Below are 22647 nucleotides of genomic sequence, written 5' to 3' on the forward strand. Positions count from 1 at the left end.
AAACAAAGGTGAATGAATCAACAAGTGAGTTTTACAACGTGTATGAAGTATTCAGCAAAAAAACAGATAAATCTCCGTTTCAGCATAGCTTCAGTCTTTTAGCACCAAATGCGGATATGGCGCTCATCATGGCAAAAGAGAATTTTTTCAGAAGAGAAACGGTTGCTGACATCTGGGTTGTGAAAAGAGAGAACATCAGGGGTCTTAACCAAGACGAGAGAGAAATGCTGAAACGTCTTGATAAACAATATAGAGAGACAAAGGGTTATGGTTATCTGAAGAAAAAATGGCGTGATTACAATCAGGAGCAGTTTACCGAACAGCACATCCTTGGCGGGAGGGGAGACAATTCATGACACAGGAAACGTTAAAACCACAAGAGAAGAAAGCGTTGATCGAGCTTCTCTATCAGCTTGCAGACGATGATTTTCTTCTTGCGTTTCGCGGATCGGAGTGGCTTGGTCTAGCGCCGCATATTGAAGAGGATGTTGCGTTCTCTTCCATCTCACAAGACATGATGGGTCATGCAAACCTGTATTATAACTTGCTCGAAGACCTTGGAGAAGGAGAAGCAGACAGAATTGCTCATCTCCGATCACCTGATCAGTTTCGAAATGCGATCATTTTAGAAGAAGTGAACGGACCAGGAACGTACTTAAAAGAACCAGATTACGACTGGGCGTTTACCGTTGTAAGAAACTACTTTTACGCTGTACACAAACATATACGTCTAGATTCACTGCGCCACTCTTCCTATGAACCATTGGCAGAAGCAGCACGCAAAATCATGACAGAGCAATACTATCACCTGATGCATTGGGAGATTTGGTTCAAGCAGCTAATGACGAGTACAGATGAAGCGATCCTGCGAATGACAGTAGCCATCCAAAAGGTTTGGCGGGATTTTGGCGGAGTTCTTACGCTAGGACCGTACTATGAAGATATCGTAAAAGCAAACTTTATTGATGATGAGAACGTTATGAAAAAGAGATGGAACAACAAGATTGAAGCTGTCCTAAAAGAAGTAGGTGCTTCTTATCCAGGTGAACCCCGTATGGAACGTGGCAACGGCCGAAACGGCGTGCACACTGAAGACTTGAAGCAAGCTACTGCAACACTTTCAGAAGTTTATGCAACAAATCCTGCAACTGGCTGGTAAGACGATTTAGAAAGGAGATGAACCACGTGTCCGAATTAAAAAGCAGCATGACTGATAGTGTGATGGACGCGCTTGGGGATGTAAAAGATCCTGAAATCGCCTCTGTCAGTATATTGGATCTCGGGATGGTGCATGAAGTTGACGTTACAGGGGATAAGGTAAAAGTTTCTGTTCTACCTACGTTCTCTGGCTGTCCAGCTCTGCACATCATCGAAGGAGATATAAAAAAAGCGATTGAAAATGTAGAAGGAATTACTTCAGCAGAAGTGAAATTTGTATTTACACCATCGTGGACAACAGATCGCATTACACCAGAGGGACGAGAGAGATTAAAAGAGTTCGGTATTTCACCTCCACCAGCAAACCATGTGATGGGTGAGCCTTGGGAAATCGATTGTCCGTATTGTGGATCAACTTATGTAACGATGGAAAACATCTTTGGACCAACAGCCTGCAGAAGTATCCTATATTGCAAGTCGTGCAAGAACCCGTTTGAAGCGATGAAACCTGTTGCTGACATGGGGTAAGACAAATCATGAGTTTAAAAATAGGGAGGAAACACACATGGTAAAACTAATCGCACTTTATAAAACACCTGAAAACTTGGAGCAGTTCGACGATCACTATTTTGGACATCATACTGAGATCACGAAGAAGATTCCTGGACTTCGTAAAATGGAAGTAACAAAAATTGTAGGCTCGCCTATGGGTAAAAGCGACTATCACATTCTCTGTGAAATGTATTATGACGATCATGATGCGTTGAAAGCGGCTATGAAGTCTGATGAAGGTAAAGCTTCTGGAAAAGACTTAATGAGCTTTGCGGCTGAACTTGTAACGCTTATGATCGGTGAGGAGATCAATGAGTAATTACGAAACGATTCTAACCTCTATTGAAGATGGGATCGCCTCCATTCAATTAAACAGGCCGCGCGTGTTAAACGCAATCAACAGGCCGATGGTTACGGAACTATTAGATGCTTTTGAAAGTTTTGACCGTAATGATGAGGTAAAAGCAATTGTTTTAACAGGCAGCGAGCGTGCATTTGCCGCAGGTGCTGACATTGATGAGATGAAAGAAGATACAGCGGTCTCTCTCGAACTATTAAACCAGTTTAAAGAATGGGATCGTCTCGCAACGATAAAAAAACCAATCATCGGTGCCGTCAACGGTTACTGCTTTGGTGGGGGCTTTGAACTGGCATTATGCGCAGACATCCTCTTCGCAGCAGAGAATGCACAGTTTGGATTTCCTGAGATCAAGCTTGGTGTGATGCCAGGTGCTGGTGGAACGGTAAAACTTACAAAACTTATGGGACAAAAGAAAGCGCTTGAGTGGCTATGGCTTGGTGATCCGATGACAGCTGATGAAGCTCTTCAATACGGGGTGATCAACCGTGTCATCGCACCAGAGCTTGTCGTGGACGAGGCGAAAAAGTATGCGAAGATTGTCGCGTCCAGAGCACCTTTATCTACTCGTTTAATAAAAGAGACTGTTTATAAATCTATTGATTATTCCACACACGAAGGCATGCAGTTTGAACGTAAAAACTTTTATTTATTATTCTCGTCACAGGACCAAAAAGAAGGCATGAAAGCTTTCGTTGAAAAACGTCCTGCCGAATTTAAAGGAAAGTAGGGGGATAACCATGTTTGAAACGATCAGCTACGAAACAAGAGGAAAGACGGCTTGGATTACACTTAACCGTCCGGATAAACTAAATGCTTTTACTTCACTTATGCATAAAGAAATGGTTTCTGCGATAAAAGAAGCCAACAAAGACAGCAATGTGAGAGCCGTTGTTATCACTGGCGCTGGACGTGCGTTCTGTTCCGGTCAAGACTTAACAGGTTCACCAGAGGGCGCTGATTATGGCGATGTTCTTCGTAAAGGATACAATCCTATGGTGCAAGCATTAGTTGCCATGGAGAAGCCTGTAATCGCAGCCGTGAACGGTGTTGCCGCTGGTGCAGGAATGAGTCTTGCTCTGGCATGTGATTTCCGTATCGCAAGTGAGAAAGCGAGTTTCATAGAAGCTTTCATTCATGTTGGTCTCGTACCTGACTCTGGAAATCTATATTTCTTGCCGCGTTTAGTTGGCCACGCAAAAGCGATGGAGCTAGCTGTGTTAGGGGAAAAGATAACAGCTCAACAAGCCAAAGAGTTTGGACTTGTAACAAAAACGGTAAGTGAAGAAGAATTCATGCTTGAAGTGGAAACGTTCGCTGAGAAACTAGCAAACATGCCAACCAAAGCAATCGGCCTCATCAAACGCTATATGAATAAAAGCTGGGAAAGCGATCTGAACGAAGTGCTTGAATATGAAGCACAAGCGCAAAAAATTGCTGGAGAGTCAGCAGATCATCAAGAAGGTCTGCATGCATTTATAGAAAAGAGAAAACCAGCATTCACAGGAAAATAGACATCTAGACTAAAAGGAGTGGAGAACATGAGTACAAAGACAGACGTTAAAGCGGTAAAACGTGATGTATACGAAATGGTAATCGGCGGACAAAGTGTTGGTGGATCAGAGGGAGAATATTTCGTTACATATAACCCAGCCACAGGTGAACCGTTAGCGAAAGTAGCAAAAGCAACAAAGGCTGATGTTGATTCTGCTGTTGAGGCTGCAAGAACAGCTTTTGAAACGGGGAAATGGAAGCGCTCTCCTGTAAATAAACGTTCTCGCACGATGAACAAGATCGCTAGCATCATGCGTTCTCGTTTCAACGAGCTAGTAGAGCTTGAGATTCTGAACAGCGGAAAATCACTAAGCGCGGCACAAGGTCAAGTCATGCAAGCGATCGAAGACTTTGAGTTCTATGCAGGTGCAATCGTCAGCCACCGCGGTGCTGTGAATCCTATGCCAGGACCATTCATGAACTATACGTTAAAAGAGCCTCTAGGTGTTTGCGCACAAATCATCCCTTGGAACTACCCGATGATGATGGCAGCGTGGAAGATCGCACCTGCAATTGCAACAGGTTGCTCTGTTATCTTAAAGCCTGCTAGCTTAACTCCGCTAACAGCTATCGTAATGACGGAGATCTGCCATGAAGCAGGTGTTCCTGAAGGTGTTGTAAACATCATTACAGGTGATGGAGCAACAGTAGGTTCGTACCTTGCTGAACACGAAGGTGTTGATAAAGTCGCGTTCACAGGTGAAACAGGAACAGGAAAAGACATCATGGCAAAGGCATCTCAAACCCTAAAACGTGTAACGCTTGAACTTGGCGGAAAATCTCCTAACTTAGTTTTTGCTGATACAGATATTGATGCGGCAGTCGACGGCTCATTATTCGGTATATTCTATAACACAGGTCAATCTTGCGAGGCACGTTCTCGTCTTTATATTGAGGAAAGTGTGTATGACGCTTTCATGGAAAAGTTCGTTGAAAAAGCGAAAAAACTTGTACTTGGTAATCCGCTCGATCAAGGTACACATGTTGGAGCGATCATTTCAGAGCGTCAGCTTGAAGTAATCGACGGCTACGTGAAATCTGCTGAAGAAGAAGAAGCAACCATTCTTCTAGGCGGAGGGCGTGCGAAAGTGGACGGATATGAAAACGGCCACTGGTATCTTCCGACAATCATTACTGACGTAAATGAAGACATGAAAGTGGTTAAAGAAGAAATCTTCGGACCGGTTGTCGTGGTATCTACATTTAAGGATGAAAAAGAAGCTGTGAAACTAGCAAACAACACAGACTTCGGTCTTGCGGCAGCGATCTGGACGAAGGATCATGCAAAGGCAACGCGTGTAGCAGGTATGATTCAAGCTGGAACGATTATGATCAACTCACCGTTCTCTGCATTTCCAGGAACACCGTTCGGCGGCTACAAGCAATCAGGTTTTGGCCGAGAGCTATGTATCGAGACACTTGATCTTTATTCAGAAACAAAGAGCGTCGTGTCCTACACAGGATCACGTCCGTTGAATCCTTTTAATCTGTAATAAAGCTCCGTTGCTCTTGGAAGTAGTTGATTTCCGTTACAGGTGCTCCCTTTCCGCGGGGCGACCGGTGAGCCACATTCGTACGTTTCACTCTTAAGTGTCTCACCTGACCGCTCGTCCCGCAGGAGTCTCGCACCTTTCACTCCAATCAACTTGTCAATGTAGCAACAATCTTTACAAGCTTCTAAAAAAGACACACAAATGTAAAAGCGGGCCCTAGTGCTCGCTTTTTATACAAGAATTTGCTGCTAAGCTACTTCTTTGAATAGTTAATTGGAGCGGAAAGCGAGCCTTGCAGCGGAAATTAACCTCCTTCAAAAGCATCATTGCATACAAAACGTTAAACACTTGTTTAAAAGAAAGGCAGGAGAGACTATTGTTACAAAATGCTGTAGTCATCGGATCTGGTGTGATGGGAAGAGGAATCGCCTATGTGAGTGCAGTTGGCGGTTTTGATGTTCAACTCGTTGATGTAAAAGAAGAACAACTTGAAAATGCAAAAAAAGAGATTGATTCTATTTTTTCAAAAGCAGTATCTCGCGGAAAGCTGTCACAAAGTTTGGCTGAAGAAGCGCAAACAAGACTTTCGTATGCTACAAATCTCTCAGCAGCTGTTAGCGGTGCAGACCTTGTGATTGAAGCTGTTCCTGAAAACATAGAGATCAAGCGTGCTGTTTTTGAAGAACTAGACCGTTCTGCACCTGAACATTGTGTGCTCGCGACAAACACTTCAACGATGAGTCCGACAGAAATTGGTTCATTTACGAAACGACCTGAAAAAGTAATTGCCATGCATTTCTTTAACCCAGTTCATAGAATGCCGCTCGTTGAGATCGTTCGAGGGCATGAAACAAATGATAAAACGGTTGAGCTCGCTAAGGAAGCTGCTGTGAAAATGGGGAAAGAAACAGTAACCGTTAACGAGTTCCCAGGATTCGTTACAAGTCGAATCTCGGCTATGATTGGGAATGAAGCATTCTATATGCTGCAAGAAGGCGTAGGAACTCCAGAAGACATCGACAAAGCCATCAAACTTGGTTTGAATTTTCCGATGGGACCGTTTGAGCTTGGCGATTTAGTAGGTCTTGATACACGACTAAATAATTTGAACTACCTTCATAAAACGTTAGGGGAAAAATATCGTCCTGCACCACTTTTAGTGAAGTATGTTAAAGCAGGGAGACTTGGCCGAAAGTCAGGTAAAGGGGTATACGACTACACCACGGAAGATAGCGAGGTAAAAAAGTAATGAGAGAGGTCGTAATCGTTGATGCTGTCCGTACGCCTATAGGACGATACAAAGGTGGACTGAAAACTGTTCGTCCCGATGATCTTGGTGCAGTCGTGATCAAAGCGCTTGTGGAAAGAAACCCTAAACTTCCTGTCCACGAGATTGAAGAAGTAATATTCGGAAACGCAAACGGAGCAGGAGAAGATAATCGTAACGTGGCAAGAATGTCTGCTTTACTCGCTGGACTTCCTGTTGAAGTAGGTGGAACGACGATCAACCGTTTATGCGGATCTGGTATGGATGCGGTCATCTACGGTGCCAGAGCCATTTTGGCGGGAGAAGGAGATATCTTCATCGCCGGTGGAACGGAGAGTATGACACGCGCACCGCTCGTAATGGGAAAACCTGAAGTAGAATACCCTCGTGGTGATATGAAAATGTTTGATACGACGATCGGATGGCGCTTTGTTAATCCGGTTATGCATGAAAAATTTGGTACAGATTCTATGCCTGAAACAGCAGAGAATGTAGCGAAGAAATTTGGAATTACAAGAGAAGAACAAGATCAATTCGCTTATAATTCTCAACAGAAAGCAAAAGAAGCTATTGGACAGAACAGATTTAAAGAAGAAATCGTTCCTGTAAGATTAGTAGACCGAAAAGGAAACGAATCGTGGGTGACAGAAGACGAACACCCTCGTCCTGAAACGTCGCTTGAAAAGCTTGGTACACTTAAACCGTTGTTTAAAAACGGGAGTGTCACAGCAGGAAATGCGTCTGGGGTTAACGATGGAGCTTCTGCATTACTGTTGATGAGCCGTGAAAAAGCGGATCAGTTAGGGTTAAAACCTTTAGCTCGATATATCTCTTCCGGAGTTGCAGGTCTTGAACCAGCTATAATGGGTGTAGGTCCGATCGAAGCTTCCATAAAAGCAATGAAGCGGGCAGGTCTCTCTATAGCTGACCTAGATTTAGTGGAGTTAAATGAAGCTTTTGCATCACAATCACTGGCATGTATGAGGGAACTGGAACTAGATCACAGCAAAGTTAACGTGAACGGCGGTGCGATTGCGTTTGGCCATCCACTTGGAGCTAGTGGTGCACGCATCTTAACAACACTTATTCACGAAATGAAAAAGCAAGGATCTCGCTACGGTCTCGCGACAATGTGTATTGGAGTTGGTCAAGGTATTGCTTCCATCGTGGAAGCGATTAATGAATAGGAGGGTGAACTAAAATGAGTGCTATTTTATACGTAGTAAAAGATAATGTTGCCTATGTAACCTTAAACCGTCCGGAAGTATTGAACTGTTTTAATTTTTCAACGTTAAAAGAGCTCGAAGAAGTAGTAGAAGATATTCATCACAACAATGATGTTCGTGTTGTTATCTTTACAGGTGCAGGAGAGAAAGCATTCTCTGCAGGAGCTGATCTAAAAGAGCGCTGTACGCTTAGTGAATCAGAAGTAAGAAGAAATGTGCGCAAGATTCGCGATGTGTTCTCCGCTGTTGAAGCATTGCCGCAGCCTACGATCTGTGCGATCAATGGTCATGCTTTTGGAGGCGGCTTCGAGTTGGCCCTTGCTTGTGATCTTCGGGTTTCTGTAAGAGAAGCGTCGATGGGTCTGACAGAACTTAGTTGGGCGATTATTCCTGGTGCAGGAGGAACTCAGCGTCTTCCAAGACTGATCGGTCAAGCGAAAGCAATGGAACTGATCTTAACAGCGAAAAAGATGATGGCAGAAGAAGCTTTTTCATATGGCATCTTAAACCAAGTGACGTCAAGAGAAGAATTGATGGCTGTTTGTGAGAACTATGCTGGACTTATCATGAAGAACGGACCAGTAGCCGTTCAGCAAGCAAAGTATGCAATCAAGCATGGAATAGAAGTTGATCTTCAAACAGGACTCGCGATTGAAGCGAAAGCGTATGAAGTGACAATTCCTACAAAAGATCGAATGGAGGCACTTATCGCTTTTGGAGAAAAAAGACCGCCTGTATTTAAGGGAGAGTAACTTGTTTCTGTCTCTAGAAGTCCACTATCATAAAGTATAATTTGTTTGCACATTGATTTTCTACGAGGTTCAGATTTAAGTCGATCGTATAATTGCAACTAAGACTGACGTGAAAGACATGATGTCAGCCAAGTTTTCTTTATGGTAGGATTGTACAGACAATAACAGGTACAAATGAGGGTATTAACATGCAGAATAGTTTGAACACACGCTCCATGATTTTTACATTATACGGAGACTACATCCGGCATTACGGCAGTGAGATATGGATTGGCAGCTTGATTCGATTGTTAGAAGAGTTTGGTCACAACGAACAAGCCGTAAGAGCAGCGATTTCCAGGATGAATAAGCAGGGTTGGATCGCAGCTAGAAAACAAGGGAATAAAAGTTATTATTTTTTAACAGAGCGTGGAAAAAAGCGGATGGACGAAGCAGCAAAGAGAATTTTTAACGCGCAACAGGAACCGTGGAACGGGGAATGGATGATGTTCACCTATACGATTCCTGAAGAGAAAAGAAGCATTCGTGATGAGCTACGAAAAGAACTAGTCTGGAGCGGATTTGGTCTACTGGCTAACAGCTTCTGGATCTCACCGCACGCATATTCTGAGCAGATTCAATCTATGATTGATAAATATGAGATCAAAGACTATGTTCATTCGTTTACAGCGGTCTACAATGGGCCGAATGAGAATGAAAAGCTAGTTTCTGAGTGCTGGGATTTGAATGACATTAACGAGAAATACAACGAGTTTATCGTAACGTATTCACAAAAATATGTGATTGATAAAAATAAGATTGAAAAAGGTGAAATGACAGACGGTGAGTGTTTCGTAGAGCGTACAAAGCTTGTTCACGAATATCGTAAGTTTCTTTTCATCGATCCAGGTCTTCCTAAGGAGCTTCTTCATGCAGAATGGCTAGGTGATCATGCAGCTTCGCTCTTTAGTGATTATTATCGTGCACTAGCTGGGCCTGCAAGTCGTTTTTTTGAAAGCATCTATTCGGATGGAAACGATCTAAAGAAAGATTCAGAGTTTGATGCTCTTAATCACCCTCTTATTCAAGAGAACCGGTCATAAAACAATCTGGCTAGATTGGACAATTTAAAAAAGCACTTTCGCAAGCTATTGTACGAAAGTGCTTTTCTACTATTCTTTTATTTCATCACGGAACTGTTTCCCTTTTTCATAATACGTGTCGATCGTTAGCTGGATGAGCTTTAGATCCTCGTCGTTTAGCTCGCGTATAATTTTACCCGGTGAACCCATGACCATGACACGCGGCGGTATTTTTTTGCCGGGAGGAATCAGTGTATTCGCACCAATGAAGGCTTGTTCACCAATTTCTACTCCATCAAGAATGGTAGAACCCATGCCAACAAGTGCACCTTTTTTAATCGTACATCCGTGCAGGATAACGTTGTGACCAATGGACACCTCATCTTCTAAAATGAGGGGATATCCTTCATAAAGGTGAAGTGTACAATTATCTTGAACGTTAGTCTTTTTACCGATGGAGATGGGTCCTTCATCACCTCGAAGAACGGAGTTAAACCAGATGCTAGCTCCTTCATCAACTGTAACGTCACCAATTAAATGAACCCCCGGCGCGATAAAAGCGCTTTCATGAACATCTGGTGTTTTGCCATTAAACGTGTATTTCATAATGAGCCTCCCTCGAAACAGGTTATAGGTTCAGTATAACAAAGGTTAGAATGGGAAGTGGAGAAATTGAATCGCATCTGTGAATTGTTAAACGTTCAGTATCCGATTGTTCAAGGCGGAATGGGAAATGTTAGTAATGCAGAACTAGCTTCTGCTATATCAAATGCAGGTGGGTTAGGCACAATCGGTGCTGGTACGATGTCACCAGAAGAGGTAGAAAATTTGATAATTGCAACAAAGGGGATGACAGACAGGCCATTTGCTGTTAATGTACCTTTAACCGTTGCATCAAATGTAAAAGAAATTCTTAAACTTCTGATCAAACATAAAGTGGAAGTTGTTTCCTTATCTGCAGGCAATCCAGCACCTTACATACCGAAACTAAAAGAACACGGATTGAAGGTTATCTGCGTTGTAGCTTCTGTCTATCATGCAAAAAAAGCAGAAGCAGCAGGAGCAGATCTGCTAGTAGCTGAAGGCTATGAAGCTGCGGGACTTAACTCACCTTATGAGACGACGACAATGGTTCTATTGCCTCAGGTCTCCAAGAGTGTCTCTATTCCAGTCATCGCCGCTGGAGGTATAGCAGATGGGAGCGGTATGGCAGCTGCCTTTGCTCTAGGTGCACAAGGTGTTCAAATGGGAACTCGTTTCATCGCAACAAAGGAAGCGCCATTTCATGAGAGATACAAAACTTCCTTAGTAGAGGCAGATGATACAAAAACGTTAATCGTTGGCCGCTCAACAGGAAAGATCAGAAGGATTTATGATACACCTTATGCTCAAAAGTTGATCCAACTTGAAAAAAATGGCGTCTCACCTGAAGAGTTTATTACACACACCTCAGAAGATCATCATATTTTAGGAGCTGTAAAAGGGGACTTGGAGAACGGTTTTATTAATAGCGGTCAGATCGCAGGTGTGATTTCAGATGTACCGAGCGTGAAAGAACTGCTAGAAACCATGATGAAAGAAGCAAGAGAAGCAGTAAGTATGTTAAACAATCGTTTCATCTAATTCAGTAGTAATAGTAACAGGAGGGTGTATGTAATTATGAATCAGCAAGACCAGTGGACGTCGAAATTAGCTTTTATTCTAGCTGCAGCAGGGTCAGCGATCGGACTCGGTGCGATTTGGAAATTTCCTTATGTCGCCGGTACTAGTGGTGGGGGAGCCTTCTTTCTTCTCTTTTTATTGTTTACGTTTTTAATCGGTTTTCCGCTTTTAATGGCTGAGTTTGTAATCGGTAGAGGAGCACAAAAAGAGGCGGTTTCCGCTTATCGAAAGATTGCCCCAGGTTCTGCTTGGCCATGGCTAGGCAGAATGGGTGTAGCGACTGCATTTATCTTATTATCTTTTTACAGTGTAATCGGAGGATGGATCATTCTCTACCTCGGAAAAAGTTTTTCTGGAGACTTCTTTAACCATGACTTTAGTCAAATGTTCGGAGAGTCAATCTCAAGTACATGGCCGGTCTTGATCTCTCAGTTCATCTTTATGATGATCACGATTTTCGTTGTAAGTCGCGGAATTAAGAACGGTATCGAAAAAGCAAACCAAATTATGATGCCAGCTCTTTTTGTTTTGTTTGCAGTATTGATCATTCGTTCATTAACACTTGATAATGCGATGGAAGGTGTAAAGTTCTTCTTGTTCCCTGACTTTTCTAAGATCGGTGGAGACGATATCTTATTTGCATTAGGTCAGTCTTTCTTCTCATTAAGTGTTGGTATCTCTGTAATGGTAACGTACAGCTCTTATTTGAGTAAAAAAGAAAGTCTAACAAAATCAGCTACAACGATTGTATTGCTGAACGTACTGATTTCTTTATTAGCAGGGTTAGCAATCTTCCCAGGGGTATTCTCATTAGGTCTAGAACCAACTGAAGGACCTGGATTGTTGTTCGTTGTTCTTCCTGCTGTATTTGATCAGATCGTTTTTGGACAGCTATTCTTTATCGTGTTCTTAGCGCTGTTCTTGTTTGCTACACTTACTTCAGCATTCTCGATGTTAGAAATCATCGTCGCTTCAATAACGAAGGGTGAACTAGAGAACCGTGCAAAATGGTCATGGATCATCGGTATCCTTATCTTTGCATTCGGAGTACCATCTACTTTGTCTTATGGCGTATGGTCAGATTTCACGTTGTTTGACAAGATTATCTTTGATCAACTCGACTATTTAGTGAGTAACATCCTGCTTCCGTTAGGAGCCTTGTTCATCGCGTTATTTGTTGGTTATCGCTACCCTAGAGAAATGCTTCTTCAAGAGTTTAGAGCAGGTTCCTCTGTTTCGGTAAAAGGCTTTGCGCTTTGGCTCATGCTGATCCGTTATGTCGTTCCTGTAGTGATCATCATCGTATTTGTTAACATGCTGGGACTTTTTTAAAATATAATTTTTGCTAACTATAAAAATAGCTTCTTGTCTCAGAGATTGTGACTTTTGGGTATTTCCAAAGGCATCATTGACAAGTTGATTGGAGTGGAAGATGGGAGACTCATGGGGGCTCATCGCACGCCCCCCGGAAAGCGAGCGTCTGAAACGGAAATCAACTACTTTCAAAGCAAATAAGTTTATGCGAAATGATTTAAAGAAGAGCTAAGAAATAATAAAAAGGCGCGGACCATAATTGGTTTTAGCGCCTTTTTTGTGTTAATAATAGAATTTGTGAAATACAGAAGTGAAGGGAAGAATTAAACATGCTAAAAGATAAAATAGCAGTAGTTACAGGAGCAACTCGTGGGTGTGGGAAAGCTATAGCAGAAAAGTTAGGAACACTAGGAGCAAAACTAGCGATCATCGGTTCGTCTGATGGCATCTTCAAAACGGGAGAAGAGTTAAAAGCTAAGGGATTCGATGTTCTTGCCATAAAAGCAGATGTGACGAAAGAAAGAGACGTAGCAGAACTGTTTAAACAAACGTTTGAAGCGTTTGGAAACATTGATATTCTAGTAAATAATGCTGGTATCGGTCAGTTTAAATTAGCAGAAGAACATTCATTAGTAGACTTTCAAAAAATGTTTGAAGTCAACGTTCAAGGTGTATTCTTATGTAGTACAGCGGTTGTTCCACATATGAAAGAGCGAAAAGAGGGAACGATCATCACGATCTCATCAGATGTTGGTCGCAGAACGATTGCTAACGGCTCTGTCTATACAGCTACAAAGTATGCGGTTCAAGGATTTTCGGGTTCTCTTGCGCAAGAACTTAGAGAATTTGGTGTTCGTGTAGGTACTGTGAATCCAGGAGCGATCGATACGTATTTTGCTGATTCTGAACAAGGTCTTGATTTTAAAGAAGATTGGCTAAAAGTAAACGATATCGCAGAAGCTGTAGCATATATGGCGAGCGCACCAAAGCATATGGTCGTTGATGAGATCATGCTTCACCCTCTTTCTCAGGAATATCCGAACGTATAAGACGAGGAGGCAATCTGGATGAAACTAGATCAAGAAGTGGTATCCATGAAAGATTCAAAATATGTAAGACTAGATGAGTTGTTTGGTGAAGATAAAACATTCGTTGTATTAGTCAGGCACCTTGGCTGACCTTACTACCAAGAGTTCCTTGCGCAGTTGCGCGAGTCATTTGAGAAGTTTGAACGCTTAGATGTTAAGGTTGTTGTCGTATCCCCAGCAAATCGTGAGCAGATTCAAGAATTTATGAATGTACATGGACCATTTCCGTTTGAAATCTATGGTGATCCGGAGCTTGAGCTATATGAGGTGATGGGAAACCAGCACATGACGACTGTGAAAAGCATGCTGTCTGTAGGTGCGGATCTTTTAAAAGGTGAAGTGAAGATAAGCGACATTGTGCCTAAAGATAAGAAGGAAAGAAAGCATTTTTTAAGCGCAGTGAAAACTCAAGATGTGAACATTCAAGGAAGTTCATGGCTGTTTGATCGATATGGAGAGGTTTTGTGGAAACACGTTGATGACACTCCTGAAGATCATGCGAAAGTCGACGAAGTATTGAAGCAGTTGCGGAAATGATAAGAGAAAGCTGATATGGCATGTGCTGTATCAGCTTTTTCATGCGGTACGGAGCTTCCGCTAAGCTAAATCACATAAAAAACATCGTTCATCACATAAAAAAAGCAGATATTAGCTCTTATTAAACCTTACTTACTCTGCTCGATCTGCGGTTATCCTCAGACTTAATCCACGAACGAATTCCACGGCCTGCAAACGGCTCGTCATTAAATCGAGGGATGATATGAAAATGAGCGTGTGGAATGCTCTGTCCTCCTACTGGGTTTACATTCCACCCTGTGCTGTAGCCATCAGGTGTAAACTCTGAATCTAGCAAACTTTTTGCTTTTTGCATCAAATCATATGTATCTCTCCACTCTATTTCACTTAAATCAAAAACAGTCTGTTTATGAGCTTTTGGAATGATTAAGCCTGCACCTTCTAAAATATCTTGAGCTTTCGGACTTTGTAGAAAGTAGCAGCTATCATTTTCAAACACAATTTTTTGCTCCGGAAAACTCATCGGATTACAAAATATACAATTTTTCATCAGTTAAAACACCTCCAATTACATTTTTGCATATTTTTCATATTTCTTACAAATCAAACAATTCTGGTGATTCGTTGACCAAATATCACACAAAATGTTATGATTGCGTTAAGAAAACGTTATATAAATTAGATGAAAGATATGAGGTGTGTGCATGAAATCAGGCATGAATGTTGGCCAAAGTGCGACCATCAAAGCTACCGTTACACCAGATATGTTTGCTCAATTTGAAGGGAAGCTGGTTCATCCAGCATATTCAACTGTTAGCATGGTCTATCATATGGAATGGGCAGCGAGACAGATCATATTACCATATCTTGAAGAGCATGAAGAAGGAATCGGCGGTGGAGTTGCAGCTAAACATATGGCTCCGACACCAGAAGGCGCAGAGCTTACTGTAACGGCAACGTTAAGAGAAGTAAAAGGAAAAGCAATCATATGCGATGTGACCGTCTATAACGGTAAAGCAATAGCAGGTGAAGGAGAAGTAACACAATATATCCTGCCGAGAGAAGCGATCTCACAAAAGATTAAAGAGATGAAGATTTAAATTTTTTTGCGCAATTATGAAAGCGCTTACACTTTAAAGTGGCAAAGTGAAAAAGAAATAGAGTAATGAGAGACATACTAGGGGGATTTACACATGTTTGAAAAAATATCACAGCATGAGCAAGTTGTTTTTTGTAACGATCCATCAACAGGTCTCAAGGCAATTATCGCTATACATAATACAACACTTGGTCCAGCACTCGGAGGATGCAGAATGAGACCGTATGGATCGGTTGATGAGGCACTTGAGGACGTTCTGAGACTGTCAAAAGGCATGACATATAAATGTGCAGGTGCGGATGTTGACTTCGGTGGAGGTAAATCGGTCATTATTGGAGATCCGACGTCAGATCGTACACCAGAGTTGTTCCGAGCATTCGGACAGTTTGTAGATTCATTAAACGGTCGCTTTTATACGGGCACTGATATGGGAACGACGCCAGAAGATTTTGTCCACGCGTTAAAAGAAACAAATTGTATCGTCGGAGTACCTGAGGAATATGGTGGGAGCGGCGATTCTTCTGTTCCAACCGCACAAGGTGTTATATATGGTCTTCAAGCTACCATTCAGACGCTTGAAGGAACAGATGAATTAGCAGGCAAGTCTTACTCCATTCAAGGACTTGGAAAAGTGGGCTTTAAGGTCGCAGAGCAACTACTTGCTGCTGGTGCACAGATCTATGTTACTGATATTAACGAAAATGCATTAAAGATGATTCAAGAACGAGCAGAACTTCTACCCGGTAATGTGGAAGTAGTCGAGGGAAGCGACATCTACGGGGTAGATGCGGACATCTTCATTCCTTGTGCACTCGGTGGAATCATTCACGACGAGACGATTGAACAGTTGAAAGTTAAAGCGATCGTAGGTAGTGCTAACAATCAGCTTTTAGAAGATAAACATGGGCTTTATCTGCAACAAAAAGGAATTCTATACGGCCCAGATTATATTGTGAACGCAGGAGGGCTTATCCAGGTAGCTGATGAGCTTTATGGACCGAACAAAGCTCGGGTATTAACGAAAACAAGAGCGATCTATGACAGCTTGATACAGATTTATAGTGAGAGCACGAAGAACCAGATATCTACGATGGAAGCAGCAAATCTTTTCTGTGAGGAAAAGCTTCAGGCTCGATCAAAACGAAACAGCTTTTTTGCTCACAACCGAAGACCAAAATGGCAAGTACGAAACTAAGGAGGGAATCAATCCATGGAAAAGTTATTTCCAAAAATGCAGATCATTAATGAGAACGGCGAGTGGAATGATGAAACATACCGCGGTGAGATTACAGAGGATCTGACTAAAGAGCTTTACACGAAGATGCTTCGTTCGAGGCTTTTTGATCGTAAGGGAGTAAACCTGCAGCGTCAAGGACGAATCGGGACGTACGTTCCATTTGAAGGACAAGAAGCATCACAGATTGGAAGCGCGATGGCGATGGGTGAAGGCGATTGGATGTTCCCGACTTATCGTGATCATGCGGCAACGATGACATTTGGTCATTCTCTAAAAACGCTTTTTCTCTATTGGAAAGGCCGCCAAGAAGGTTGTATTCCTCCAGAAGGAAAGAATATTTTTCCTCCAGCCGTACCGATCGCATCACAGCTTCTTCATGCAACAGGCGCAGCTTGGGCTGAAAAGTTAAAAGGTACAGATCGTGCTTCTATCGTTTATTTTGGAGACGGGGCAACATCAGAAGGTGATTTTCACGAAGGCTTAAACTTTGCTAGCGTGTTCAACGCCCCTGTTGTTTTCTTTAATCAAAACAATGGATTTGCCATATCTGTACCGATGGAAAAGCAGATGAAAAGTAAAACAATCGCTCAAAAAGCTGTAGCGTATGAAATAGAAGGCATCCGATTAGATGGTAATGATGTGTTCGCAGTATATTTCCACACACGTACAGCGGTCGAGCGTGCAAGAAAAGGAGAAGGACCAACGTTGATTGAAGCAGTAACGTGGCGTTACGGGGCACATACAACAGCTGATGATCCTTCAAAATATAGAAACCAGGAAGAGTCTGTTAATCGCCGTGAAACGACGGATCCGATTCTTAGACTAGAGCGATTTATGAAGAACGAAAACATGTGGGATGAGAAATGGGAAGCCGATCTTCAAGAATCACTAACCCTTGAAATCGAAGCAGCAGTTAAAGAGATGGAAGAAGCACAAGCACCGCATTATAACGATGTGTTTGATCATGTGTTTGCGGAAAATCCTTGGCCGATCGAAAGCCAAAAAGAAGCATACGCTCATTCAAGAGGTGATAGCTAATGACAACGGCAGTAGATACGAAAAAACTAACGATGGTTCAAGCTGTAACAGACGGTATGAGAGTGATGATGAAAGAGCATGAGAACGTTATCGTGCTTGGTGAAGATGTTGGACAGAACGGCGGGGTGTTCCGGGCAACAGATGGTCTAGTTGCTGAATTCGGAGAGAACCGAGTGATTGATACACCGCTTGCTGAATCAGGCATTATCGGTACGTCGATCGGGCTTGCGATGAACGGTTTTAAACCGATCGCAGAGATGCAATTTCTTGGTTTTATCTATCCCGCCTTCAACCAAATCATGACTCATGCGTCTCGAATCCGTGCGAGAACACTTGGACATTTTACAGTGCCAATGGTCATTCGTGCCCCATTTGGAGCAGGAGTGCGCGCGCCGGAAATCCATTCTGATTCTGTTGAGGCATTGTTTACAGGAATGCCAGGAATGAAGGTAGTGGTTCCATCTAATCCTTATGACGCAAAAGGAATGCTTGTTTCAGCGATTGAAGATCCTGATCCGGTTTTATTCTTAGAGCCGATGCGCTGTTACAGAAGTACAAAGATGGATGTACCTGAAGGAAAGTATAATGTTCCACTTGGAAAAGCTGCTCGCCTTCAAGAAGGAAGCGATGTAACAATTTTTGCTTATGGCGCCATGATCGATGTCGTTATGAAAGCTGCAAAGACAGCAGAAGAAAAAGGGATTATGTGTGACGTGATCGACCTCCGTTCACTCTATCCGTTAGATAAAGAAATGATCGCTGAAAGTGTACAAAAAACGGGCCGTGCAGTCATTGTTCACGAAGCACCGGGAACGGGAGGACTTGGAGAAACGATTATGTCGTTGATCAATGATACATCTTTCCTGTATATGAAAGCTCCAATCGAGCGCGTAACAGGTTTTGATACTCCAGTTCCAATGTTTGCACTGGAAGATCACTACTTGCCTAGCGCAGATCGTGTTGTTCAAGCTATTGAAAAAGTAACGCAATTTTAGGAGGTGATTGTGAGTGGTAGAAGTTAAATTGCATGATATTGGTGAAGGAATGCATGAAGGAGAAGTTATACACTTTTTCGTAAAAGCAGGAGACTCCGTTAAAGTTGATCAGCCTTTAGTAGAGGTTCAAACGGATAAAGTAACGGCCGAGCTTCCTTCACCAGCAGCCGGAACGATAAAAGACATCAAGGTAAAAGAGGGAGATGTCGTAACTGTAGGATCTGTCATCTTAACAATTGATGCTTTAGCGCCGTCTTCTACAAAAGAAGAATCTATTGAAAGTAAAGATCAGCCGGTCGTTGAAAAAATCGTTAAAGCACCAAGCAACACTGCCTTTGTTGGCGCTATCGCAACACTGAATAAACGTGTTCTAGCTGCTCCATATACGAGAAAAATTGCTCGTGAAAACAGTGTGGATATCGAACAGATCAATGGCACTGGACCTGGGGGACGAGTGACAGATCAAGACGTTTATAACTTTATGGATCAGCCTTCAGCAACAGAAACAGAGGAAACACCAGTTGGTTCTCTGCAAGAAAAAGCGACTTCATCGACTCAAGTGTTTTCTACAAGTGACCCAGAAGAGATTCCGTTTAAAGGTCGAAGGAAACAGATCGCGAAGAAAATGGTTCAATCTCTTGCGACGATTCCGCATGTTACTCACTTTGAAGAGATCGATGTTACAGCTGTCATGGATCTGAAGAAACAGCTTAAAGCGATGGACCCTGATAACAAGCGTGGCATGAACGTGTCAGTTGCAGCTTTTTTCGTAAAAGCGATCCAGATTGCATTGAAAGATTTCCCAATTTTCAACGCGAAGCTGGATGAAGAAAAGGAAGTCATTCGTCTTGAGAAAAATGTGAATATCGGCATCGCCACTGACTCGGATGAAGGCTTGATCGTACCAGTGATCCAGAAAGTCGAACAGAGAAATATAAGAGATATTGCTGTTGACATGAAAGACAAGATCAACCGTGCTAAAACGAACAAGCTGAAAGGTTCTGATCTAACAGGGAGCACGTTTACGATATCAAACGTTGGTCCGCTTGGATCGATCGCAGCAACTCCAATCATCAATCACCCTGAAGTAGCACTTATGGCTTTTCATAAAACAAAGAAAACACCAGTTGTTGTGGGCAACGAAATCGTGATTCGTTCCATGATGAACGTATCGATGTCGTTTGACCACCGCGTTGCAGACGGTGCAACGGCTGTCATGTTCACGAACCGCGTAAAAGAACTCATCGAGAATCCTTACTTCATGACACTGGAGCTGATATAGATGGTTGTAGGTGATTTTGCAACAAAACGACAACTTGTTATTATCGGAGGCGGACCTGGCGGATACCATGCTGCAATCCGTGCGGCACAGCTTGGAATGGAAGTTACGCTTATTGAAAAAGAGAAGTTGGGCGGCGTTTGCCTTCATAAAGGATGTATTCCTTCAAAGAGTCTTACAGAGTCTGCGGCTAACTTTTCGAGCCTTTCTCAATTTAAGAATATGGGGATTTCGGTTCCAGAGGCACGATTTGAGTATGACACGTTCACAAACTACTACTCTTCGGTCGTAACTGGACTTCAAAAGGGAGTAGAAGGTCTGATCAAAGCTAACAAGATCGAGCATTTAACAGGTACAGCATCATTTATGTCCAGTGAGAGAATAGGAATTGACTCTGGTCATCATTTTGAGATGTACGAATTTGAGCACGCACTTATCGCTACAGGAAGCTCACCGTTATTGCCAGAACTGGCCACGTTATCTAATAGGCTGATGACACCTCACACATTGTGGGAGTTGAGTGAGCTTCCTGGAAGTCTATTCATCTATGGTGATGATTACTTCGCGCTTGAAGCTGCCATGGCCTATAAGCAGCTTGGAAGTGATGTTACGTTAGCCATACCAGGTGATGGATTTGGTTTGGACGCGAACATCGAAAAAGAACTGCAGCGTGTTTTAAAGAAAAATAAGATAAAAGTGTTTAAGAATCATATATGGGAAGGCTCAGAGGAGATATCTAATTCAGTAACCGTAACGCTGAAAAAAGACGGTGATGAAAAAGTTTCGGTCGAGACTTCACATGTATTGTATGCCGCTGGCTATTCTCCTAATGTGGAAGGTCTTGGACTTGAAGCGATCTCGATCGAACGTGACGATAACGGTTTTATTATTGTAAACGAACATAGTCAAAGTTCTGTTTCTAACATTTATGCAGCGGGTGACTGCACGATTGGGATGAAGTTAGCGTCAAAAGCGATCAAGCAAGGAAAGACAGCAGCAGAACATATGACTGGATTGCAGTCAGCGTTCAATTTAAGCCTAGTTCCCTATGTAGTTCACACGAATCCGCCGATTGCTTCAGTAGGTCTGACTGAAGATCAAGCCCGAGCTGAGGGCTATGAAGTGAAGACGGGACAGTTTTCTATGAGCGGCAATGGCTTTGCTTCTATTCTTGGTCAAAAAGAAGGACTGTCTAAGATGGTAATAGACGCGAAGAGTGATGTAGTGCTTGGCGTTCATATGATGGGAGCTAGAGCTATCGAAATGATACAAGCCGGAACGTTCGCACTAGAGATGGTAGCGCGTGAAGAAGATCTGTCATATCCGGTTTACGCGCACCCAGCTTTGAACGAAGCATGGCTTGAAGCGATCGAAAACGCGAGCGGGAAAGCGATTCATGTACCGCCAGCTCGTAAAAAAGAAAAAAGCTCTGTATGAGTGATGATGATGATGATGATGATGATGTGAAAAAAACGGTCTGGTTGGCCGTTTTTTTTTGTTAGGGGTGAGGGTATATGGCTGTCTGTAGTTTGTCGAGTTTATGTCATCTCGCCGATATATGTTCAAAACTCGCCGGATTATTGCAGAAACTCGCTGAATTAAGTCCAAAATTTCTAGAAGTAGTTTCTGAATTTCTAGTATTAGATGTGCTTATACCCCATTGGTATCAGCAAAAACTTCTTTCTATGAACGAAAGGGCATCTAATTAGCCTATTAAAAAGAATCTCACTAAACAAACTCGCCGAAACTTACAAACTAAGCATCCAAAATGTGAATTCAATCAGAATAAACAAACAATTATCACTCACATGCCATTTTCTTTTTTGGGCTACATATATTAAAATGGCGATAAGATAACATCCGCTATAGAAAAGCACGGCGGATATAAAAGAAGTGAGGAATGCTGTTTGAAGAAGTTAGTTTTAACTGGCGGTGGTTCAGCTGGACACGTAACTCCGCATCTTGCCTTAATACCTAAACTAGAGAAGATGGGATGGGACCTGAATTATATCGGGTCTGTTGATGGCATAGAAAAAAGTTTGATTCAAGATGGAACGAACGTACCCTATCATGGGATATCTAGCGGTAAACTGCGTCGTTATTTTGACTTGAAAAATATGAAAGATCCTTTTAAAGTGGCAGCTGGCGTTGCACAGGCTTATTTTAAACTCGGTAAAATAAAGCCAGATGCTGTTTTCTCAAAAGGAGGTTTTGTGGCTGTTCCCGTGGTTATCGCTGCTTGGATGCGTAAGATTCCTGTCTACATCCATGAGTCTGACATCACACCAGGCCTTGCTAACAAAATCTCTTCTAAGTTTGCTTCAAAGATCTTTGTTACGTTCGATGAAGCGAAGAAACATTTTGCAGCAGGGCAAGCGATTGTAACGGGTTCACCGATTCGTGATGAACTGCTTCAAGGGTCAAAAGAGAAAGGTTTGTCTTTCCTAGGTTTCCGAAGTCATCTACCTGTACTAACAATCATGGGTGGAAGTTTAGGAGCGCGGAAGATCAATGAAGCTCTTCGTGAAGCTCTGCCTGAATTGTTACGTTCTTATCAGGTCGTACACATTTGCGGAAAAGGCAACTTGGATGAAAGTTTGAAAGACACAGAAGGCTACAGACAGTTCGAGTATATTCAAAGTGAACTTCCAGATGTCGTTGCGGCAACAGACTTTGTGATTTCTCGTGCTGGATCGAACAGTATCTTTGAGTGGTTGACGCTCAAGATTCCAATGCTGCTTATTCCGCTTTCAAGAGCGGCGAGCAGAGGTGACCAGATTCTTAATGCTCAATCCTTTGAAAAGCAAGGCTATTGCCACGTTCTTTATGAAGAAGAACTAACAAAAGTAACTTTAATTACTTCACTAAAAGATCTGAAAGCTGATCAAGAGCAGATAAAGAAAAGCATGGAAACTTTTAAAGCTTCTGATAGCGTAGATCTTATTCTACGCACTATTACAGGACAGAAGTAACGATAAGGGGTCTGTCCCGGGGACAG

24 protein-coding genes are annotated in these 22647 nt (G+C 42.5%); 22 read left to right on the forward strand and 2 right to left on the reverse strand.

What is annotated here, in order from left to right:
- The first annotated feature begins 8 nt into the window (after positions 1–8).
- From paaB to paaX, 11 genes are all read left to right on the forward strand, one after another.
- The gene (gene paaB / locus P4V41_RS14750) at positions 9–356 is read left to right on the forward strand and encodes a 1,2-phenylacetyl-CoA epoxidase subunit PaaB (protein WP_198766247.1); all 348 of its coding nucleotides are present in this window, start codon (positions 9–11) and stop codon (positions 354–356) included.
- Positions 353–1159, forward strand: coding sequence for a 1,2-phenylacetyl-CoA epoxidase subunit PaaC (paaC, locus tag P4V41_RS14755; RefSeq protein WP_328085822.1), 807 nt, complete (start codon positions 353–355; stop codon positions 1157–1159). Before paaB ends, paaC begins: the two co-directional genes overlap by 4 nt.
- 26 nt (positions 1160–1185) lie before the next feature.
- Positions 1186–1686: a 1,2-phenylacetyl-CoA epoxidase subunit PaaD gene (paaD, locus tag P4V41_RS14760; RefSeq protein ID WP_419181322.1), complete on the forward strand. Its 501-nt coding sequence runs from the start codon at positions 1186–1188 to the stop codon at positions 1684–1686.
- A 37-nt stretch (positions 1687–1723) separates the two neighbouring features.
- The gene (locus P4V41_RS14765; RefSeq protein WP_137790505.1) at positions 1724–2029 is read left to right on the forward strand and encodes an EthD family reductase; all 306 of its coding nucleotides are present in this window, start codon (positions 1724–1726) and stop codon (positions 2027–2029) included.
- A complete protein-coding gene (locus P4V41_RS14770; RefSeq protein WP_197222055.1) occupies positions 2022–2798 on the forward strand; it encodes an enoyl-CoA hydratase/isomerase family protein in 777 nt (258 codons plus the stop codon). Before P4V41_RS14765 ends, P4V41_RS14770 begins: the two co-directional genes overlap by 8 nt.
- A gap of 10 nt (positions 2799–2808) precedes the next feature.
- Positions 2809–3582 carry an enoyl-CoA hydratase-related protein gene (locus P4V41_RS14775; RefSeq protein WP_066391448.1) on the forward strand — a complete coding sequence of 258 codons (774 nt, stop codon included), beginning with the start codon at positions 2809–2811 and terminating at the stop codon, positions 3580–3582.
- A gap of 27 nt (positions 3583–3609) precedes the next feature.
- Complete coding sequence (locus P4V41_RS14780; protein WP_328085824.1) at positions 3610–5115, forward strand: aldehyde dehydrogenase family protein; 1506 nt, start codon at positions 3610–3612, stop codon at positions 5113–5115.
- Between the two features lie 376 nt (positions 5116–5491).
- On the forward strand, positions 5492–6364 hold the full coding sequence (locus P4V41_RS14785) for a 3-hydroxyacyl-CoA dehydrogenase (protein WP_328085825.1): 873 nt from the start codon (positions 5492–5494) through the stop codon (positions 6362–6364).
- Positions 6364–7569 carry an acetyl-CoA C-acyltransferase gene (locus P4V41_RS14790; protein ID WP_328085826.1) on the forward strand — a complete coding sequence of 402 codons (1206 nt, stop codon included), beginning with the start codon at positions 6364–6366 and terminating at the stop codon, positions 7567–7569. The genes P4V41_RS14785 and P4V41_RS14790 overlap by 1 nt, the downstream gene beginning before the upstream one ends.
- Positions 7570–7583: 14 nt before the next feature.
- Positions 7584–8360, forward strand: coding sequence for an enoyl-CoA hydratase-related protein (locus P4V41_RS14795; RefSeq protein ID WP_328085827.1), 777 nt, complete (start codon positions 7584–7586; stop codon positions 8358–8360).
- Positions 8361–8548: 188 nt separating this feature from the next.
- Positions 8549–9442, forward strand: coding sequence for a phenylacetic acid degradation operon negative regulatory protein PaaX (gene paaX / locus P4V41_RS14800; RefSeq protein ID WP_328085828.1), 894 nt, complete (start codon positions 8549–8551; stop codon positions 9440–9442).
- Positions 9443–9511: 69 nt separating this feature from the next.
- On the opposite strand, the gene P4V41_RS14805 is transcribed toward paaX, so the two are convergent.
- The gene (locus P4V41_RS14805; RefSeq protein ID WP_328085829.1) at positions 9512–10027 is read right to left on the reverse strand and encodes a gamma carbonic anhydrase family protein; all 516 of its coding nucleotides are present in this window, start codon (positions 10025–10027) and stop codon (positions 9512–9514) included.
- A gap of 66 nt (positions 10028–10093) precedes the next feature.
- On the opposite strand from P4V41_RS14805, the gene P4V41_RS14810 reads away from it, so the two are divergent.
- From P4V41_RS14810 to P4V41_RS14825, 4 genes are all read left to right on the forward strand, one after another.
- Positions 10094–11044 (forward strand): NAD(P)H-dependent flavin oxidoreductase, encoded by a 951-nt coding sequence (locus P4V41_RS14810; RefSeq protein WP_328085830.1) that lies wholly within the window; start codon positions 10094–10096, stop codon positions 11042–11044.
- A gap of 36 nt (positions 11045–11080) precedes the next feature.
- Positions 11081–12415: a sodium-dependent transporter gene (locus P4V41_RS14815; RefSeq protein WP_328085831.1), complete on the forward strand. Its 1335-nt coding sequence runs from the start codon at positions 11081–11083 to the stop codon at positions 12413–12415.
- A 311-nt stretch (positions 12416–12726) separates the two neighbouring features.
- On the forward strand, positions 12727–13446 hold the full coding sequence (locus P4V41_RS14820; RefSeq protein ID WP_328085832.1) for an SDR family oxidoreductase: 720 nt from the start codon (positions 12727–12729) through the stop codon (positions 13444–13446).
- A gap of 156 nt (positions 13447–13602) precedes the next feature.
- Positions 13603–14022, forward strand: coding sequence for an AhpC/TSA family protein (locus P4V41_RS14825; protein ID WP_328085834.1), 420 nt, complete (start codon positions 13603–13605; stop codon positions 14020–14022).
- 121 nt (positions 14023–14143) lie between these two features.
- On the opposite strand, the gene P4V41_RS14830 is transcribed toward P4V41_RS14825, so the two are convergent.
- Positions 14144–14551 carry an HIT family protein gene (locus P4V41_RS14830; protein ID WP_328085835.1) on the reverse strand — a complete coding sequence of 136 codons (408 nt, stop codon included), beginning with the start codon at positions 14549–14551 and terminating at the stop codon, positions 14144–14146.
- A 154-nt stretch (positions 14552–14705) separates the two neighbouring features.
- Here P4V41_RS14830 and P4V41_RS14835 point away from each other — a divergent pair, with 154 nt between their 5' ends.
- The 7 genes from P4V41_RS14835 (at position 14706) to P4V41_RS14865 (ending at position 22621) form a co-directional block, all read left to right on the forward strand.
- Positions 14706–15101 (forward strand): thioesterase family protein, encoded by a 396-nt coding sequence (locus P4V41_RS14835; RefSeq protein ID WP_328085837.1) that lies wholly within the window; start codon positions 14706–14708, stop codon positions 15099–15101.
- Between the two features lie 93 nt (positions 15102–15194).
- On the forward strand, positions 15195–16295 hold the full coding sequence (locus P4V41_RS14840) for a Glu/Leu/Phe/Val dehydrogenase (RefSeq protein ID WP_328085839.1): 1101 nt from the start codon (positions 15195–15197) through the stop codon (positions 16293–16295).
- A 15-nt stretch (positions 16296–16310) separates the two neighbouring features.
- Positions 16311–17375, forward strand: a complete 1065-nt coding sequence (gene pdhA, locus P4V41_RS14845) for a pyruvate dehydrogenase (acetyl-transferring) E1 component subunit alpha (RefSeq protein WP_328085840.1) — start codon at positions 16311–16313, stop codon at positions 17373–17375.
- Positions 17375–18370 carry an alpha-ketoacid dehydrogenase subunit beta gene (locus P4V41_RS14850; protein WP_328085841.1) on the forward strand — a complete coding sequence of 332 codons (996 nt, stop codon included), beginning with the start codon at positions 17375–17377 and terminating at the stop codon, positions 18368–18370. The genes pdhA and P4V41_RS14850 overlap by 1 nt, the downstream gene beginning before the upstream one ends.
- A gap of 13 nt (positions 18371–18383) precedes the next feature.
- Complete coding sequence (locus P4V41_RS14855) at positions 18384–19652, forward strand: dihydrolipoamide acetyltransferase family protein (protein WP_328085843.1); 1269 nt, start codon at positions 18384–18386, stop codon at positions 19650–19652.
- Entirely contained in the window at positions 19653–21086 is a 1434-nt protein-coding gene (gene lpdA, locus P4V41_RS14860) for a dihydrolipoyl dehydrogenase (protein ID WP_328085844.1), read from the forward strand. It begins immediately after the preceding gene.
- Positions 21087–21556: 470 nt separating this feature from the next.
- Entirely contained in the window at positions 21557–22621 is a 1065-nt protein-coding gene (locus tag P4V41_RS14865; protein ID WP_328085846.1) for an undecaprenyldiphospho-muramoylpentapeptide beta-N-acetylglucosaminyltransferase, read from the forward strand.
- Positions 22622–22647 lie beyond the last annotated feature (26 nt).

The organism is Fictibacillus nanhaiensis (assembly GCF_036213205.1).
Classification (GTDB): Bacteria; Bacillota; Bacilli; order Bacillales; family Fictibacillaceae; genus Fictibacillus; species Fictibacillus nanhaiensis_E.